The organism is Geobacillus sp. TFV-3, from assembly GCF_009901865.1.
GTDB lineage: Bacteria > Bacillota > Bacilli > Bacillales > Anoxybacillaceae > Geobacillus > Geobacillus thermoleovorans_A.
Window position 1 is genome coordinate 3,330,295 of sequence record NZ_MPSP01000001.1, and the last position, 16,795, is coordinate 3,347,089.

General features: G+C 52.8%; 16 protein-coding genes and 4 pseudogenes. 7 read left to right on the forward strand and 13 right to left on the reverse strand.

All coding sequences use genetic code 11. From position 1 onward, the window contains the following. Positions 1–35 precede the first annotated feature (35 nt). The 4 genes from BJQ97_RS16855 to BJQ97_RS16870 all read right to left on the reverse strand — a co-directional run bounded on the left by BJQ97_RS16855 (position 36) and on the right by BJQ97_RS16870 (position 2,573). Positions 36–407, reverse strand: a complete 372-nt coding sequence (locus tag BJQ97_RS16855) for a DUF423 domain-containing protein (protein WP_144329621.1) — start codon at positions 405–407, stop codon at positions 36–38. Positions 408–995: 588 nt separating this feature from the next. Then, complete coding sequence (locus BJQ97_RS16860) at positions 996–1,295, reverse strand: YwdI family protein (protein WP_044732876.1); 300 nt, start codon at positions 1,293–1,295, stop codon at positions 996–998. A gap of 17 nt (positions 1,296–1,312) precedes the next feature. Then, positions 1,313–2,002, reverse strand: a complete 690-nt coding sequence (locus BJQ97_RS16865; protein ID WP_066232256.1) for a uracil-DNA glycosylase — start codon at positions 2,000–2,002, stop codon at positions 1,313–1,315. 175 nt (positions 2,003–2,177) lie between these two features. Then, complete coding sequence (locus BJQ97_RS16870) at positions 2,178–2,573, reverse strand: YkvA family protein (protein ID WP_160157453.1); 396 nt, start codon at positions 2,571–2,573, stop codon at positions 2,178–2,180. Positions 2,574–2,701: 128 nt separating this feature from the next. Here BJQ97_RS16870 and BJQ97_RS16875 point away from each other — a divergent pair, with 128 nt between their 5' ends. Genes BJQ97_RS16875 through BJQ97_RS16885 form a run of 3 tightly spaced genes read left to right on the forward strand, consistent with a single transcriptional unit; the run spans position 2,702 to position 4,267 of the window. Then, on the forward strand, positions 2,702–3,052 hold the full coding sequence (locus tag BJQ97_RS16875; protein ID WP_160157454.1) for an STAS domain-containing protein: 351 nt from the start codon (positions 2,702–2,704) through the stop codon (positions 3,050–3,052). After that, complete coding sequence (gene rsbW / locus BJQ97_RS16880; RefSeq protein ID WP_160157455.1) at positions 3,049–3,537, forward strand: anti-sigma B factor RsbW; 489 nt, start codon at positions 3,049–3,051, stop codon at positions 3,535–3,537. Before BJQ97_RS16875 ends, rsbW begins: the two co-directional genes overlap by 4 nt. After that, positions 3,497–4,267, forward strand: a complete 771-nt coding sequence (locus BJQ97_RS16885; RefSeq protein WP_160157456.1) for a sigma-70 family RNA polymerase sigma factor — start codon at positions 3,497–3,499, stop codon at positions 4,265–4,267. Before rsbW ends, BJQ97_RS16885 begins: the two co-directional genes overlap by 41 nt. A 24-nt stretch (positions 4,268–4,291) precedes the next feature. Here BJQ97_RS16885 and BJQ97_RS16890 read toward each other — a convergent pair whose 3' ends face one another. From BJQ97_RS16890 to BJQ97_RS16905, 5 genes are all read right to left on the reverse strand, one after another. Then, positions 4,292–6,202 carry a SpoIIE family protein phosphatase gene (locus BJQ97_RS16890; RefSeq protein WP_160157457.1) on the reverse strand — a complete coding sequence of 637 codons (1,911 nt, stop codon included), beginning with the start codon at positions 6,200–6,202 and terminating at the stop codon, positions 4,292–4,294. A 209-nt stretch (positions 6,203–6,411) separates the two neighbouring features. Beyond that, positions 6,412–6,561 (reverse strand): hypothetical protein, encoded by a 150-nt coding sequence (locus BJQ97_RS17515; RefSeq protein WP_201451709.1) that lies wholly within the window; start codon positions 6,559–6,561, stop codon positions 6,412–6,414. A gap of 285 nt (positions 6,562–6,846) precedes the next feature. Further along, complete coding sequence (locus BJQ97_RS16895; RefSeq protein ID WP_160157458.1) at positions 6,847–8,229, reverse strand: glycine--tRNA ligase; 1,383 nt, start codon at positions 8,227–8,229, stop codon at positions 6,847–6,849. Positions 8,230–8,517: 288 nt separating this feature from the next. Next, on the reverse strand, positions 8,518–9,348 hold the full coding sequence (locus tag BJQ97_RS16900) for a glycosyltransferase family 2 protein (protein WP_160157653.1): 831 nt from the start codon (positions 9,346–9,348) through the stop codon (positions 8,518–8,520). A 222-nt stretch (positions 9,349–9,570) separates the two neighbouring features. After that, a complete protein-coding gene (locus BJQ97_RS16905; RefSeq protein WP_160157459.1) occupies positions 9,571–10,767 on the reverse strand; it encodes an MFS transporter in 1,197 nt (398 codons plus the stop codon). A 380-nt stretch (positions 10,768–11,147) separates the two neighbouring features. Between BJQ97_RS16905 and BJQ97_RS16910 the strand changes: the two are divergent. Continuing rightward, a pseudogene (locus tag BJQ97_RS16910) lies at positions 11,148–11,342 on the forward strand (DUF4277 domain-containing protein); the annotation flags it as partial. Between the two features lie 208 nt (positions 11,343–11,550). On the opposite strand, the pseudogene BJQ97_RS16915 reads toward BJQ97_RS16910, so the two are convergent. Then, positions 11,551–12,350, reverse strand: a pseudogene (locus BJQ97_RS16915) (ExeA family protein). Continuing rightward, a pseudogene (locus BJQ97_RS16920) lies at positions 12,343–12,523 on the reverse strand (IS481 family transposase); the annotation flags it as partial. The pseudogenes BJQ97_RS16915 and BJQ97_RS16920, both read right to left, overlap by 8 nt. Positions 12,524–12,666: 143 nt before the next feature. On the opposite strand from BJQ97_RS16920, the gene istA reads away from it, so the two are divergent. Together istA and istB are read left to right on the forward strand one after the other, a co-directional pair. Next, positions 12,667–14,172, forward strand: coding sequence for an IS21 family transposase (gene istA, locus BJQ97_RS16925; RefSeq protein ID WP_160155207.1), 1,506 nt, complete (start codon positions 12,667–12,669; stop codon positions 14,170–14,172). After that, positions 14,169–14,921 carry an IS21-like element helper ATPase IstB gene (gene istB / locus BJQ97_RS16930; RefSeq protein WP_160157460.1) on the forward strand — a complete coding sequence of 251 codons (753 nt, stop codon included), beginning with the start codon at positions 14,169–14,171 and terminating at the stop codon, positions 14,919–14,921. The genes istA and istB overlap by 4 nt, the downstream gene beginning before the upstream one ends. Positions 14,922–15,013: 92 nt before the next feature. Here istB and BJQ97_RS16935 read toward each other — a convergent pair. Beyond that, positions 15,014–15,413, reverse strand: a pseudogene (locus tag BJQ97_RS16935) (helix-turn-helix domain-containing protein); the annotation flags it as partial. A gap of 492 nt (positions 15,414–15,905) precedes the next feature. Then, positions 15,906–16,121: a hypothetical protein gene (locus BJQ97_RS18265; protein ID WP_483867024.1), complete on the reverse strand. Its 216-nt coding sequence runs from the start codon at positions 16,119–16,121 to the stop codon at positions 15,906–15,908. Between the two features lie 182 nt (positions 16,122–16,303). On the opposite strand from BJQ97_RS18265, the gene BJQ97_RS16945 reads away from it, so the two are divergent. After that, positions 16,304–16,780 (forward strand): hypothetical protein, encoded by a 477-nt coding sequence (locus BJQ97_RS16945; protein WP_160157461.1) that lies wholly within the window; start codon positions 16,304–16,306, stop codon positions 16,778–16,780. Positions 16,781–16,795: the final 15 nt, after the last annotated feature.

Consider the following 16,795-nt stretch of genomic DNA (forward strand, 5'->3'; position numbering starts at 1 on the left):
ATCCTGCTCGGGGTACACCTTGCCCTGCGCTTCGTTTACAGCCATTTGAACGCCGCATAGCCGATCATCACCCAGGCGACCAAAAAGGCGACGCCGCCAAACGGAGTGATCGCGCCAAGCGGCTTAATCTGCGTTACACTTAATACGTACAAGCTCCCGGAAAACAACACGATGCCGGCGAACATCACCCAGCCCGCCGCACCGATCAGCCCGACATTTGGCGCCTTGCCAGCGAGCAATCCGACAACAAACAGCCCTAATGCGTGGAACATCTGATATTGGACCGCCGTTTTCCAAATCTCCAAATAACGATCCGGAATCTTCCCTTCAAGCCCGTGTGCGCCAAACGCTCCCAACGCCACAGCCAAAAACGCGTTGAGTGCACCGAGGATGATCAACGATTTCATCACTCACATCCGCCTTTCTCATCGAAGTTTCCTCTTCCCATTATAAACGAGGCGCCCTCCGATCACAAATCGATAGCGGCAAGGGAGTCAGTCAAGGATTTATGAGCAATGTTTCTTTCACATTTTGTTTTTGACCTCTTTTAACGTAATTTCCGAAAGAAGTCTCCCGCCTCAAGGAACGTGAAGGGCACAGCCCAGTGAGTAGGCGGGAGATGAATTTCGGTTGCCAATCGCCAACGAATAGGATAGTCTATGGTTAGAACGGACACCTTCGGAATGAAGGGAAGCGTAAAGGGGTCTTGTGTGTGGCTTACCGTTCAGCAAACACGCACAAGTCGCTTGAAGCCTCCACCTCTAAGCGAAGTGTAGGTGGCGAGTAGTTCGCCATGGAAAAATTCGCGAGAACGGGTTAAAAATCGTGCCCCCTGTTGTCACCACCAATTTGACAGAACAAGCAAGTTGGAGCGCTACTGACCGAACGCGCAAGCCAGAGAACCGCTTCTCGTTCTCCAGCGCCAAACAGAACAAGCCGGTTAAGCTGGAAAACCCGTGGAGAAAACCGCTCTACGGGTTTTCTTTGTCTCGTCTTCAAAAATCCAACAACGACTCCCCGTTCGCCTCATCGTCAATGTCTGGAGAACGCCCGCCAACGGACACCCCCCCAACTGAAAGCCCGCTCCCAGCTGAAATCGGCCCGCCAACGACAAGCGGACCTGTAGGGACAGACGGAGTAGACGGTTGCGGCTGGCCAGCTGTTTCGAGCATTAAGTCGCATAAGGCACGGATAGCGGCGACGTGTTCACGCATCCGTTGCGGATCATTGACCGCCTTGGCTTTGCGCAATTCGTCTTCAATTTTGGCAACGACAGCAGCAAATGAAATAGCCATGATTTCTTCCCCCTTGCTCATTCGGTGCGGACGCCGATGTTTTCAATTTGCCAGTCGATCGGTTCGCGTCCGTGCTCAGCTAAAAACGCATTCGTCCGCGAAAACGGTCGATGGCCGAAAAAGCCGCGCGCGGCGGAAAACGGGCTTGGGTGCGGCGCTTCGATAATGAGATGGCGCGGGTTTGTAATCCGTTCTTTTTTCTCCTGAGCGTTCCGGCCCCAAAGCAAAAAGACGACCGGATCGTCTTTTTCATTGACGAGTTCAATGACGCGGTCGGTGAAATGTTCCCACCCTTTGCCGCGGTGGGAGTTTGCCTGGCCGCGCCGGACCGTAAGCACCGTGTTTAACAATAGCACCCCTTGCTTCGCCCATTTCACGAGATAGCCGTTATCCGGTATGTAGCAGCCAAGGTCGTCATGCAGCTCTTTGAAAATGTTCGCCAAAGACGGCGGCACCGGCACTCCCGGCTTGACGGAGAAACTAAGCCCGTGCGCCTGCCCCGGGCCGTGGTACGGGTCTTGCCCAAGCAGCACAACTTTGACGTTCGCATACGGCGTATAATGAAGAGCGTTGAAAATATCATGCATATCGGGATAGATCGTCCGCGTTCGGTACTCTACTTTTAAAAATTCGCGCAGCTTCAAGTAGTACGGTTTTTGAAACTCCTCTTCAAGCAGCGGAGCCCAGTCGTTTTTGAGAATCGGCATTGTAAGCAACTCCTTTTGCCGTCGGCTTTTTTCCTTTTATCATTGTAACCAAAAAGCCCCCAGCGTCAAAGCGAAGTGAAAGTTAAGACCTTGGCAACAGCAGCGGAACCTGCTTCGCCAAAGGAACATGTGCAAATCCCCTGCCTCAGCCATAGGCAAAAAACTGAAGGGAAGATCAAAATATATCAAGTCCAGCCCACGAAATCAACCAGCGGAGCAGCCAGACGCCAAGCCAGACGTACAAAAGGATGATCAGCGCCCCAGCCACCCAGCTTGTCGGCTTGCCGCGCTTGGCGAGCTCTTCCGCCCGCGCCTGGTGTTCGGCGACGATGTCGTTCGGGAGCCATTTCAGCGCCAAGTAAATGCCAAGCGGCACAAGCAACAAATCATCGATATACCCAAGAACCGGAACGAAATCGGGAATCAAATCGATCGGGCTGAACGTATATGCCACAACGACCACCATAAACAGCCGCAGCCAAATAGAAACGCGCCGGTCGCGAACCGCAGAATACAAGACGAATATGCCCCGTTTCAGCGCCCTTGCCCATTCTTTCCACTTTGTGAACATCGCGTTCCCCTGCCCTTTCCTGTTTCATATAGTATAAAATATGGGTATAGTAGTGTAAACATTGCAAGGTGGACAACCTTCCCGCGCCATCATCAAGCCAAATTATCGATCATTTGAGGTGAACGACCATGGACAGGAAACGATTTTACGTTGTACATGAAGAACAGCCAGACCGGCATGTTGTATACATAAAAGGCGAGCTTGATTTGGCGGCGGCCGAACAGTTTCAACGCGCCGTCGAGCCGCTCGCTGGCGATGCGTCAAAGCCGCTCGTCATCCGCCTTGCAGAATTGACGTATATCGACAGCACCGGCATCGGAATGTTTGTCGCGCTATTAAAAATGCGAAAAAAGCAAGGGGCGCCATTTATGATTGAGAACGTGCCGCCGAAAGTGCAACGCTTGTTTGATTTAACCGGCGTATCTTATTTGTTTTCGGCCATGAATGACACGACAGAAAGGGTCGAGGGGCAATCATGAAGGAGCATGAAACCGTCGTACAGCTGTCGATTCCAGCTGATGCGCAGTTTATCGATGTCGCGCGTTTGACGCTATACGGGCTGGCTGCCAAGATGGGGTTTTCCTATGAAGAGATTGAAGATATGAAAGTGGCCGTCTCAGAAGCGTGCAACAACGCTGTTTTGCATGCGTACAACGGAACGGGTGGCGTCATTCATCTCTGTTTCGAGATGCGCGCTGATGCGCTTTCGATCACCATCAAGGACGAAGGCAAAGGGTTTGATTACAAACGAGTGTCCAAACAAACGGCGCCCCTGTCCTCGAAGCCGCTTGAAGACGTCAAAGCGGGCGGTCTCGGCCTGTTTTTGATGGAAGCGCTCATGGACGATGTCACCGTCACCACAAAGGGCGGAACGGAAGTCCGCCTGACGAAATTCCGCCATCACGGCGAAGGAGAGCATGCCCATGACTGTATATCCCCCTCCTCTGTCCAAGAGCAAGCTTGACGCCCTCATTTCCGCCTATCAACAAACAAAAACGGAAGAAGCGGCGACCGCCTTGCTCGTGCGCTTCGAGCCGCTCATTGCGGCCGCGGCGCGGAAAATGGCGCGCAGCCGCCCTGACTTTTACGAAGACTTGTTTCAAATCGGACGGCTGTCGTTTTTGCGTCTTCTTGACCATTACGATCCCAAGCAAGGAACAAGCTTTGAGTCATATGCGATGAAAAGCTTGATCGGCTACATGAAAAACTATTTGCGCGACAAAGCATGGTACATCCAAGTGCCGCGCAAGGTGAAGGAAAAAGGAAGCAAAGTGCAGCAAGCGATCGATGAATTGACCGTCAAGCTCGAGCGGTCCCCGACGATCGATGAGATCGCCGGCCACTTAGGTTTATCGGTCGAAGAAACGATCGAAATTTTGGCCGGACGGGATCATTACCAAGCCGTTTCGCTCGATGCCCCGGTGCAAGACGGGGAAAAGGATGCGGCGACGATCGGTGAATTCGTCGCTGATGAAGCGAACGAAATCGAGTCATTGATTGAGCGAATGGACTTGGAGCAGGCGATCGGCAAACTGAGCGAGCAAGAACAAATCGTCATCGACGCCGTCTTCCGGCGCGGGGAAACGCAGCGCGCGCTCGCTGAGCGGCTCGGTGTCTCGCAAATGACGATCAGCCGCATTCAAAAGCGGGCGATCGCGAAATTAAAACGGCAGCTTGCCGCCTATTCGTCATAGCGGTCAAACATAGCGCCGCCGGTGCTAACGGCGGCGCAGCAGCAACAATGTCTGATCATCTTTTGGCTCGTATCGATGATACGCTTGAATATGCTCGTACAACTCGCGCACGATCTCCGGCGCCGGCTGATCAAGGTTGACGCGGGCGACCATCGCGGCGAGAACGGAAAAATCATCGTCCGCCTCTTCGGTACGCTTTTCCGTCACCCCGTCGGTGTACAGCAGCACAAAATCGCCTGGTTCGAGCACAACCGATTTCGTCTCAAACGAAAATTGCGGAAACAAGCCGAGCGCACAGCCTTTGGCGCCTAACGGCACGCATTGCTTCGTTTTCGCTCGATACCAAAGCGCCGGTTCGTGTCCAGCGCACGCGTACGAGAACGTATGCGTTTTTTCGTTGTAATTGCCGACAAACATCGTGACAAACATCGACGGCTCGGTGTAGTCGTAGGCGAATCGGTTCAGCAGGTCAAGATACACGTGCGGCTGCGTTCCGTAATGGACGGTCCGGTCCAGAATAAATTTCATCAGCGTCATGAGCATTGCCGCTGGAATGCCTTTTCCAGATACATCGGCAATACCGACGGACACGGATGTTTGATGGACAGCAAAGTGATAAAAATCGCCGCTCAACACTCGGGCAGGGACGCTGAGGACGCCGATGTCGATGTACGAAGGCAAGTTCACTTTCGAAGATGTCTGCAAAAGCGATCGCTGCATATTCGCGGCAAGCGACAGTTCAAAGTCGAGTTGTTCGCGTTCGCGCTCAAGCCGCTCTTTCTCTTTTTTCTCCGTCATGTCGCGCAAGACGGCGACAAGCCCCGCCAGCGCACCGTTTTCCAACACCGGCGCCAGCGTATAACCGACCGGCAGGCAAACGCCGTCGCGGCGGCGAAACGGCTCCTCCTCGACGCGGATGACCTCGCCGCTTTTCAGCCGTTTGACAACGCGGCGCAGCTGCTTCCAATCCCACTTGTCGCCGTCTGGCCCCGCGAGCGAGACAAACGAAAACAACGGCTTGCCTTTCGCCTCTTCCAACGTGGCGCCGATCAATCGGCTCGCCTCCGGATTCATCCAAACGATCTGCCCGTCGCGATTGACCATCAGCAATCCTTCTCCAAGGGCGTTCGCCATCATCTCAAGCTGTTGTTCGCGGTGCTTCAGCTCCAGGTACGGCTTTTCCACTGTTTCCACATACATGGCACGCACGACATACAAAAATCCAGCCATTTCATAAAACTGCCCCCATAGCCCGTACCCGCTGCCAAGCACAAACAGCCATTGGCCGAGGGCAAATAATAGAAACGCCATAGACCAGTATAGAGAAGCGGGAGCCCTCCCTTGGCGAAAACGCCGCCATGCGAAAACGGCCGCCGCTGCATCAAGCAAACCGACCGCTCCTTCCCCGGCGCGCCACCAAAACGGCCAGCGGCTCGTCCCATGCGCCGGCCAAAATGGGAACGTGATGTGAATGAACAAACTAACAACCGCCGTATACAAAAACGCGGCCAAAAACGACTGCCAACGTTGCCCGCTTTGCCGTTCCATCACCTCATCGCGCCGCGAAAAGAGAAAGAGCAGCCCCCAAGCAAGCGTAAAGCGGGCAGCGAGCGAAAACAGCGCCGCCAAAACGTCATCCTCTGTGAAGGAAAGGACAAAATGAACAGAAAAGAGCGCCCCCGCAGAAAAAAACAACGCCCCCATCATGAGCCGTTCCGTTGACAGCGTATGCGGAAATACGGCCCATCCTTGCAAGGCGACAAGCCAACAGACGACAACAACGGCAAACCCTAAAGACAGAAGAATAGGATGATAGAATTCGAGCAAAAGCGGCAGATGACCGCCAGCGAACAGAAGCAGGCCAAACAGCCCGGCCGCCAGCGCTGCCGCTATACTGTGTCCACGCGTCGGGCGATATCGTTGATCCTTGTTCACAAATGGTGAACCTCCACTCCTCACTGCTATATGGCTTATTATACCATACGTTGGACATCCGTCGCATACGAACGTCGCCGCCTCCTCAGTTTCGCTTCCGCCGCTGGAACAACAAAAAAGAACGCTCTCTAGACAGAAGCAACTCAAATGTCAACCCATTTGAATCAAAAAAATTGCCTTACTAAGCAGGCCATGTCAGTACAGACCGGTTATTCTCCTTGTTCAACGACAAACAGGTTGCCGCTGATTTGTTTTTGTATTTCATCCGTAAGCGTAAACGGTTCGCTTTTGACAACGTTTCCACCACTGCTAGGCGGATGCCCACTCCCATCGTAGTAGATCGGTTTCTCTTCCATCATGTTTGACCCCTCGATTGTTGTGGGATGCAAGAACTAGTCTATATAAGTTGAAATTTTGTTTTACATGGCATTGTTCACTCTTCTTGTCACCATGCCAGCTTGTCAGGTGATAAAAACAGGACATGGAGGTCGGAAATTCTTTATTACAACCTATATACACTCCTATTTTACATTTATACAGCAAAAGTTCGTTATTTTTCTTAAAATTTAAACAAAATACCAGTCTCATTTCCATCCCCTTTTCACAAAAACACCGAGGCTCCATCGATGCCCCGGCGTTTTTCATTAAAAGGCGATTTTTTGATCCAAAAAAGCTTTTAGGTCGCTGATCGGCAACCGCACTTGTTCCATCGTGTCGCGGTCGCGAACGGTGACTTGGCCGTCTTGTTCAGACTCGAAATCGTACGTGATGCAAAACGGCGTGCCGATTTCATCTTGGCGGCGGTACCGTTTGCCGATCGAGCCGGTTTCGTCATAGTCGACCATGAAATGTTTCGCCAGCTCTTCGTAAATGCGGCGCGCCCCGTCAGCGAGCTTTTTCGACAGCGGCAAGACGGCTGCCTTGTACGGCGCCAGCGCCGGATGCAAATGCATCACCGTCCGGGTCGTGCCGTCTTCCAGCTGTTCCTCGTCATAGGCGTCGATCATAAACGCAAGCGTGACGCGGTCGGCGCCAAGCGACGGCTCAATGCAGTACGGGATGTAGCGTTCGTTCGTTTCTTGGTCAAGGTAATGGAAATCCTCGCCCGAGTATTCCATATGCCGCTTTAAGTCGTAATCGGTGCGCGACGCGATGCCCCACAGCTCGCCCCAGCCGAACGGGAAATGGTACTCGATGTCGGTCGTAGCGTTGCTGTAGTGGGACAATTCTTCCTTCGCATGGTCGCGCAGACGAATGTTTTCCTCGTTCATGCCGAGCGACACCAGCCATTCCTTGCAAAACTGCTTCCAATACTCAAACCACTTCAGTTCTTCGCCCGGCTTGCAGAAAAACTCGAGCTCCATCTGCTCAAACTCGCGCGTGCGGAACGTGAAGTTGCCCGGCGTAATTTCATTGCGGAAGCTTTTGCCGATTTGCGCGATGCCAAACGGCAGCTTTTTCCGCATCGTGCGCTGGACGTTTTTAAAGTTGACGAAAATGCCTTGCGCCGTCTCTGGGCGCAAATAAATTTCATTGGCGCTCGATTCGGTGACGCCTTGGTACGTTTTGAACATTAAGTTGAACTGGCGCACGTTCGTGAAATCGCGGCTGCCGCATTCCGGACAGGCGATGTCGTATTCGCGGATGAGCTCATCCATTTTCGCAAGCGGCAAACCGTCGACGATCATCTCAATTCCTTTTTCCTCGAGCGCCTGCTCAATCAACTTATCGGCGCGATGGCGCGCTTTGCACTGTTTGCAGTCAACCATTGGATCGTTGAAATTGCCTAAATGGCCGGACGCTTCCCACGTTCTCGGGTTCATCAAAATGGCGGCGTCGAGCCCGACGTTGTACGGCGACTCTTGAACGAACTTTTTCCACCACGCCCGTTTGATGTTGTTTTTCAGCTCGACCCCTAGCGGGCCGTAATCCCACGTGTTCGCGAGCCCGCCGTAAATTTCCGACCCTGGAAAAACGAAGCCGCGATGCTTGGCGTGAGCGACGATTTCTTCCATGGTAACAGCCATTGTTTTCATCCTCCTCCAATTTCGGTTTCCAACAATCAAAAACGCCCTCGCCCCTAGGCCTAACGCCTAGGGACGAGAGCGTAGCTCCCGCGGTTCCACCCTAGTTGATGCGCCGACAGCACATCCTCTTTTTTCCATTCCCGCTCCGGACTGCCGTTTCATTAACCGTCTTCACCGGGCTCCCACCGTCCCCGGCTCGCTTCGGAAGAGAGGGTTAACTACTATTGATCCGTCATCGCGATCCATATATGATTTGTCCACTATCATAGCAAACCAAAAAGACCGATGTCAATGGTCGCGGCCATTTTTTTGCGCCCAAAACCGCGACACGACCGGCTGTCCGTCCCAAATGACTTCGCTGTCCGCCCGGCGCTTCGCGACATCCGGCTCGTCAAGCAAAAGCCAAAAGTTTTTCACCGGCAACTCGCCAAGCCCGTGCTTCTCGCAAAGCCGCCGCAAATACTGACGCCGCTTGTCGTCTAGCTGTCGCGACACGTTGTCGCCGTCCGGGCTGAACGCATATAAAACAGTCGCCGCCGCGACACGGGTGACGCGACATACCGCCGCCGCGCGCAAAAAGAAGTCCCAATCCCAATAATGGTGGACAGACGGGTCAAAGCAGCCGATCTCGTCATGGAGCGATTTTCGATACACGCTTCCAGACGGGACGTACGTTGAAAACGTTCGCATCGCTTCCAAATCATACTCATAAGCAAACAAAAAACGGGCGGTTGGGATGCGTTGGTCATTTTCCATCCGATACCGGACAATTTCCGCATCGGCATAGGCGAAGTCCGCATGCTCGAGCGCCGCCACCATCCGCTCCAGATGGCACGGCAACACTAGGTCATCGTCGTCGCAAAGCATGATGCATTCCCCGCGCGCCACCTTCACGCCCGCATTGCGAGCCGCGACATGTCCTTCGTTGTCGCGGCGGTCGATGACACGGATGTCGAGCTCCGGATACAAGGCGGCGACATCATGAACCGGCTCGCCGCCGTCGTTGACGATGATGACCTCAGACGGCTTGTACGTCTGCCGGCTTAACGACTCAAGCAGCTCGGCAAGCGGATATAGGCGATTATACGTCGGAATGACGACGGACACGGACGGACGCAAAATCGATTCACCGCCTCTCGCGCTGGCTTTCCCCTTGGCGTTCACGAACCAGTCTCGACGCACGCCGGTCCGTTTTTTCCAAAATAAAAAAGGGGCTTACCCTTAAGGTATCGCCCCCACCGTTCGTTTGTCAACTTCGGAGCGCCCCCGGCGGATGCCGCAGTCAAAAATCAGCCCCCTCATCAGGACGTCCGACTCGGAACTTCCGGACAACAAGTTCATTCAAGCGAGTTCTTGTTGCTTCGTTTCGCTTCCGAGCACGGCGACCGCCAAGGCCGCAACGAGAACTGACAAGCAAAACAGTGTGAAAATGGCCGTCACCGACACACCTTGGCCGACGAGAGAGCCGACCAACAGCGGGCCAAAAATGCCGCCGGTGCGTCCAAACGCCGCCGCCATGCCCGCCCCTGTCGCGCGGATGGAGGTCGGATACTGCTCCGGCGTATAAGCGTACAACGCTCCCCAAGCGCCGAGATTGAAAAACGACAAGAAAATGCCGGACACCATCAGCCCAACGAGCGACTCAGCCGTGCCGAAAAAGTAGGCGCTCAATGCTGTGCCAAGCAAGTACGTGACCAAGACAAATTTACGCCCCGCCCGCTCGATCAGCCATGCGGCGCTGAAATAACCCGGGAGCTGCGCCAGCGTCATGATGAGCACATATTCAAAGCTTTTAATTAAACTAAACCCTTTCATCACCATGACACTCGGCAGCCATAAAAACATGCCGTAATACGAAAAGACGACGCAAAACCAAAGCAGCCAAAGCATCACCGTCTCTTTCCGATAGGGAGCGGACCATACTTTGATGATGCTATTCCACACCGTTTCTTCTTTTCGCGCTGCCGCAAACCGCGGCGAATCCGGCAGGCGGAGGCGCAAATAGATCGCATACAGCGCTGGAATGGCCGCCAGCCATAACGCCGTTCGCCATCCGTAAGCGGGTATGACAAAATACGAGATGAGCGCTGCCAACAGCCAACCGCCCGCCCAAAAGCTCTCAAGCAGCACGACAACCCGGCCGCGGTCCTTAGCCGGCACCGCCTCCGAAACGAGCGTTGACGCGACCGGCAGCTCGCCGCCAAGCCCCATGCCGATCAAAAAACGGAGCGCCAAAAACGCCGCCAGCGTCGTCGTCAGCGCCGACAGCCCGCTGCCAAGCGAGAACAGCAACAATGTAAAAATAAAGACGTTTTTCCGGCCGATCCGGTCGGCAAGCAGTCCGAACAAAAGCGCCCCAACCGCCATGCCGATCGAGTTGACGCTGCCGATCCAGCCAACTTGCCCGGCCGTCAAATTCCAGTCTTTTTGCAAGGCAGCCATAATAAACGACAACATGCCAACATCCATCGCGTCAAACAGCCAGCCAAGGCCGGCGATGCCTAACAGCTTGCGCTGGGAAATCGTCGGTTCGTTCATGTGTATCCTCCTGTCATTATCGATGTAAAGACATATTTATTATAAAAGAAAATCACCCACCTGTGCACTATACGGTTGATAATTTTTGCGAAAAATCCGCTCCAAAACTTGAATAACAGGATCAAACACCAACATCGCGATCCAGCCATCGTTCTATGGTTAGAACAAAAAGTTCCGCTAAAATCAGCTGCCATGCTTTTCATGATAGGCACCAGTAGAACCTTTTGGCAAAGCATCAAATCCTTTCTTCGTTCCCTCGTTCATGATGTTGATTTCGACCTCACATTTCGTACCCTTCCGACGAAAATCAGGAGGATTTTTTTCATTCCGATGTCGAATGAATCCTTGACACACAAGGAAAGTGAAGGAGTTTTTCTCTCATGGATGTGCAAATCGAATCGGTCTATCGCAATTCTTATTTGAATATCATAAGTGCTCTATTCAAAAAACTGGGTTTCCCCCAATCGATTGACCATCTCGTTCCCGTCGATCCGCAGTGCCAGACTCGAGTCAACGATGCTGTTCAAGCCATTCTCTACAATATGTTTGACGGCCGGCAAGCCCTCGTTCACTTGGTGTAAATTGTCACATTATTTCAGAATCCCTTTTTCAAATTATTTCAGATGGATTCCGAAATAATGTGCAAAATTTTTGCGGATTGTTCCGGATTTTGCACATTCTTTCGAAACGGTTGCACGCTCTTTGAGATGAAGATTTCCAGCGCGCCTGATGGACCGATGGAAAAGAGAAAGCACAAAAGAGGCCGATTCGGCCCCTTTCGTGCTAATACCCCATTTCCTCTACGGCCATGCGCACCACTTCTTCGTCAATGACGTCCTTTTTCAGCTGACGCCCGTACAGCAGGCAAGTCGCAACCAATGTGTTGATCACCCGAGGCCATCCCCGCGACTGCAGGGCGATCGCCTCCAACGCCGATGGGGTGAAGATCGGCTGCTTTGCCCCAGCCTGTTTCATCCGATGCTCGATGTAGCCCGTCACCTCTTCCTTCTCCAGCGGCCCCATCCGATATCGCATGATGATCCGTTGGTCAAGCGGACGGTGCTGATTGAGCCGCAGCTTCCCCTGTAAATGGGGTAGCCCGGCCAACATCAAGATAAATGGGTTGGTCGAATCCATCTCAAAGTTGAACAAGATGGCGATGTCCTGTAAAAAGGCATCCTTTGCGAAATGCATCTCATCCAATATGAACACCGGTTTGATCCGCCGTTCATGATACAATCGCTCGATCGCTTGCTGGATTTGGCGGAAGAGGTCCACCTTGCGGTATTTCGGTTCTTCCCCCAACCCAAGGGCCAGCCCGCGGTAAACATCCATCACGCCTCCGGTCGATAACGGGAAGTAGACCACATGATACAAAGAAGGGGGCAACGATTCCTTCCACGCCCGAAGGGCGAACGTCTTGCTCCCCCCGGCTCTCCGATCAACAGCCCGATTCCCAGCGTTCGCTTCACGTACTCCAGCGCCCGCAGCGCTTCTTGAAACGCCGCCCCTTGATACGCCTCAGACGGGTCGGTTTCTTTCGCAAATGGCTCCCGCGAGAGGGAATAAAACGTTTTATACATCCTGTTCGCCCTCCTTCGCCGAAACCGCCGCAAACGGCGACCGGTGGGCGCTTTACATAGGCATTGTCCTCCATACGCACCCGAACGGCCTCCGCCACCCGTTTGCCCTCTTCGTACACATAGACGCCTCGTTCGTCATAGCGGAGCTCAATCGATTGCCCAATGAACCGAGGCTGTTTAGTGCAAAATAAAAATACAGAGTTCTGCAACGAAACGTGCAGAGCCTAAGGCAAAGAAAAAAGGCTTGCCAGCCCCTAACATTTCCTCTACTGTGGAAGTTGTGAACACATAAACCAAACAGTGGAGGAGCGAAAGGATGCTGGCAATGCCCGAAATGAATCGTATCAGAAAACTGCGTGAAAAGAAAGGGTTATCGATTGCGGAAATTTCCCGCGAAACGGGATATAACTGGAGAACGGTCAAGAAATACGCGGATGGCGGCATTTCTGTCCAACCAACCATCAAACGCAAAAAGGGGATGATGGAGGAAGAAGGATACGGGCAAATCATTGATGACTGGTTGGAGGAGGATGCCAAGCTGCCGAGAAAACAACGGCGAACGAACAAGACGATGTTTGAAGCGCTTTGTCGTGACCATGGATTTCAAGGCTCGTATCGCACCGTTTGCGCGTACGTGCAAAAACGAAGACCGCAGCTCAAACTCGAGAAAGAACAGCGCTATGAACGACTTGAGCACCCGCCAGGCGAGGCGCAGGTGGATTTCGGGAAGATGACGGTGGTGACGAAGGAGGGGAAGGAAGAAGAACGATCGGTTTTGATCGTAAGCTTCCCGTATAGCAACGCTGCGTTTGCTTATCCGCTGCCGGCGGAAAACAGTGAATGCTTCCTCCATGGGTTGACGCAGCTGTTTCGTCAGGCTGGGGGAGTGCCAAAGGCATTGCGCATTGACAATTTGTCCGCGGCCATCGTGTCGATTCGAAAAGGGGGAGAACGCCAATTCACCGAGGCTTTTGAGAAATTTCAACTCTACTATCGGTTTGATGTACAAGTGTGCAATCCATACAGCGGACATGAGAAAGGAAATGCGGAGCGAAAAGTCTATTACACTCGCAACCTTTGTTTCGTCCCGGCTCCGTTGATCGAGTCGGATCCGGAGCTGGTGGAGTGGCTGCATCGCAAGATGGTCGAGGACCGAAACCGCCCTCATTATGAAAAGGGGCGGTTGATAGAGGAGCTATGGCAGGAAGAGCGGCCGGAGCTGTTGGCGTTGCCGGAACAAGATCTTCCGATCTTCTCCCTCGATCACGCTTACGTGAATAAGTACGGAGAAGTGATGGTGGATGGGAAGGCGTTCGTCGTCCATGGCCTGTCCGTCCCCAACCGGGTATTGGTGAAAAAAGAGTGGGATCGTTTCTTTGTGCTCTCTCCTGACGGAGGCATACATCTTGAGATGCCAAGGCCGTATACGAACGTGAAACGCGAGATCCCTTGGAAAGAGATTTTCGCTGAGTGGGAGACCAAACCCCGGGTTGTCGGGCATTCCCGATACCGGGCGTACTTGCCGGAAGCGATCCGAACGTATCTGGCTGGCACCCCGCCCCAGGTGGCGGCCCGTTTGAAAGGGCTGCGAGCGCTGTTGGATCGTTGCACGCTTTATGAAATCGCCCAGTGGCTCGAGGAGAGTCAGCGATGGGACTTGGCTCCTCATGAAATCGGGGTGTTGATGGAAGCCGAGCAATCCCATTACCCGGCCAAGTGGAAAGAATCGTACACCCCTTCCGTCCTGATCGACTATGAAACGGACTTAACGGTGTATGATCAACGTCTTCATCCTGTTCGGGAAGGGGGTGTCCAGGGATGAGAGCAGAGGTGAAAGAGATTTGTAAAGCACTGCATTTGGCCTATATCGCGGATCGATTCGAGGAGGTGATGTTCGAAACGAAAGAACAGTTTTTGCGGGATGTATTGGCGCTGGAGCTGTCGTGCCGCCAGCAGGCGAAACAGGCCCGGCTGATCAAGAAAGCCAAGTTTCGGGAGTTGAAATGGCTGAAGGATTACGAATGGTCGGATCACATCCACTGGCCGACCACGACATCGAAGAAGGAATTGTGTGACCTTCGCTTTTTGGAGCGAAAGCAAAACGTTCTGCTTTTAGACTCGCCCGGGACAGGAAAAACCCATCTCGCCACAGCGCTCGGCATCCAGGCGTGCCAACAAGGCCATGAGGTTCGGTTTTTCCGCGTCGCGGATCTCGTCGCCCAGCTGGAAGAGGCATTGAAAAATGGCACGCTCGGGCGGCTGAAACGAAGCATCGATGCGTGCGAACTGTTGATATTGGATGAACTCGGCTATGTGCCGTTTCAAAAGCAAGGATCGGAGCTGTTGTTTCATATTATCGCCGACTGTTATGAGCGAAAAAGCGTCATCGTGACGTCGAATCTGGAATTTGGACAGTGGAATCGGGTGTTTGGGGACAACCGCTTGACAGCTGCGCTGGTGGATCGCTTGGTTCACCATGCCCACATCCTGGCCTTTACGGGAGAGAGCTATCGACTGCGGAACGCTCTCTCCGCGATCCAGCCGTCCTCTTCCCCCGGTCTGGAACCTTAAGTCTTGAGCTGGCAAGCCTATGTATTTTTTCTTGCACTTCTCTGCATTTTTTGCTTGCAAAAAACACCGAGGCGGCACTTCGTATAAGGTTGATCGTGCCATCGAAACAATCGGTATATAGTAAAGTATGAGAGGGTGGTGGGAATGGTCCCCCAGCTTGGTGAGTTGTTCGTAGAATAGGGTCACGGGCATGGTGGGATGTTCCTTCCTCAATGCTAGAATATGATCCTTATCATCGGGGGACAGACGTCTGGAGCGGCCGCGGTCCGAACGGCGCTTCGGCTTCAAGGCGTCGAAGCCCCCTTTTTTGTATCGGGCGCACCAATCCAGAATCGTCTTCGCCGCAATGGGTTTGTCCCCTTGATGAGGAATCGAATGCACTCGCCCGCCCACCTCATTCAAATACGCTTTGGGCTCCACCTGGCCATTCACCAACGGAGCGATCAGCCCGTACCGAAACAGCGCGATGTCGTGTCTCATCGATTCATCCATCCGGATCTCCTCCCTGTCTCCCTGTGATGTTGGACCGTCCCGGTCCCCTCTGCCCCCTATCTTACGAAACGGCTCGAGATTCGTCGAGAGGAAGGGTTTGTGGGAACACCAACCATCTCTTTTTTTTTTGGTTTTCAATAGAAAATTAGGAAGCCATTTGATCCGCAAACGGATGCCACCTCTCGTTTGTCCACATGTCTTGGATGATCGAGCCCCCCGTCCCTCCATGGTCTGCATCCACCAAACCGCCCGTTCTGTTCTTGCGTTCCCCACAGGGCCGATGATCCCCCATCTCCTCCCCGCCGCGTGATGCAAGTGGGAGAGATTCCGTAAAAAATCGTCGGACATAAAACAGGATCACCTCCTTGGTGGGAAAACCAACCTGTTTGGTCTTCGCTCCTCGCCTTGGCGTTTCGAGCCACGTTTTGACCGCTTGCCAGATGACCGGCCGTGTATATTGAACATACGGGAGGAGGAAAGAAGGCAGCACACTCACGGTTTTGCGTCATTCTCACGAGCGTATCGTGCAATCCAAAGGTGATACTCCCCCTCTGCCGTCAACGCATAGCGTTGGTAGTATCCGTGACGGTGCAAGGGCGGCGGGATGGACAGTGGGGAGGGACATTGGTTCACGTCGGGAAAATTGTTCTCTTTCCCACGATCCGTATACGTTTGAATGTCAATGCCAAAGTCGTGAAACTGGATCACACTTCCTCCCCCCTCTCTGTTAGGGTGCGAAATGTGAGTACTAATATGGGTTATATAAACTTTTTGTGAACAACAAATTGCGACATACTTTTACTTTTTTAACCTTTTGACATACTTTTACTTTTTTAACCTTTTATAGTACTCATTGAAATAAATAAACCGATAAAAGGGAGGGGAAATTTATGAAGCTGTCTATGAAGTTGTTCAAAAGAATTTTATCTCCTGTTTTAGCTCTGTCTGTTTTGGCGGTAGCAGTACCTACTTCTGTTTTTGCCGCAGAGACAAACACGGTGTCACAACTCACCCCTTCTGTGGCGAAGGTCAACACAGTGTCGCCAAAGGTAGAAACACAGGGTATCAAAACTGCAGCTCTCAAGAAAGCGGTATTGACGTTAGCAGACATGCTGGAATCGCAAGCCATTAAAAAATTGCTCGACTTTGTTGAGGACTACGGCAGTAAAAAGATAGCAGATACTATCAGGGAATATGCCGATAATATTGCTGATACCTTGCGGACCATAGCTTCTTGGAAAGACCTTTCTATCCAAATCATTCAAGATCAAGTTAGCGGGACGTTATATGATCTGGGAGTACCACTGAGTACAGCGAGACAGGTTGGTTGGATCATTTCAAAATTCGTAGACTGGGTATTACTATAGTACAAGGAGGGTGCT

What these genes read in the sequence shown, in the direction of transcription:
- rsbW (WP_160157455.1), top strand. Translation starts at nt 3,049, where the DNA reads ATGAAGGAGCATGAAACCGTCGTACAGCTGTCGATTCCAGCTGATGCG.
- BJQ97_RS16945 (WP_160157461.1), top strand. Translation starts at nt 16,304, where the DNA reads ATGAAGCTGTCTATGAAGTTGTTCAAAAGAATTTTATCTCCTGTTTTA.
- BJQ97_RS16895 (WP_160157458.1), bottom strand. Translation starts at nt 8,229, where the DNA reads ATGGCTGTTACCATGGAAGAAATCGTCGCTCACGCCAAGCATCGCGGC.
- istB (WP_160157460.1), top strand. Translation starts at nt 14,169, where the DNA reads ATGAGAGCAGAGGTGAAAGAGATTTGTAAAGCACTGCATTTGGCCTAT.
- BJQ97_RS16875 (WP_160157454.1), top strand. Translation starts at nt 2,702, where the DNA reads ATGGACAGGAAACGATTTTACGTTGTACATGAAGAACAGCCAGACCGG.
- BJQ97_RS16870 (WP_160157453.1), bottom strand. Translation starts at nt 2,573, where the DNA reads ATGTTCACAAAGTGGAAAGAATGGGCAAGGGCGCTGAAACGGGGCATA.
- BJQ97_RS16885 (WP_160157456.1), top strand. Translation starts at nt 3,497, where the DNA reads ATGACTGTATATCCCCCTCCTCTGTCCAAGAGCAAGCTTGACGCCCTC.
- BJQ97_RS16855 (WP_144329621.1), bottom strand. Translation starts at nt 407, where the DNA reads ATGAAATCGTTGATCATCCTCGGTGCACTCAACGCGTTTTTGGCTGTG.
- BJQ97_RS17515 (WP_201451709.1), bottom strand. Translation starts at nt 6,561, where the DNA reads ATGATGGAAGAGAAACCGATCTACTACGATGGGAGTGGGCATCCGCCT.
- BJQ97_RS16905 (WP_160157459.1), bottom strand. Translation starts at nt 10,767, where the DNA reads ATGAACGAACCGACGATTTCCCAGCGCAAGCTGTTAGGCATCGCCGGC.
- istA (WP_160155207.1), top strand. Translation starts at nt 12,667, where the DNA reads ATGCTGGCAATGCCCGAAATGAATCGTATCAGAAAACTGCGTGAAAAG.
- BJQ97_RS16860 (WP_044732876.1), bottom strand. Translation starts at nt 1,295, where the DNA reads ATGGCTATTTCATTTGCTGCTGTCGTTGCCAAAATTGAAGACGAATTG.
- BJQ97_RS16865 (WP_066232256.1), bottom strand. Translation starts at nt 2,002, where the DNA reads ATGCCGATTCTCAAAAACGACTGGGCTCCGCTGCTTGAAGAGGAGTTT.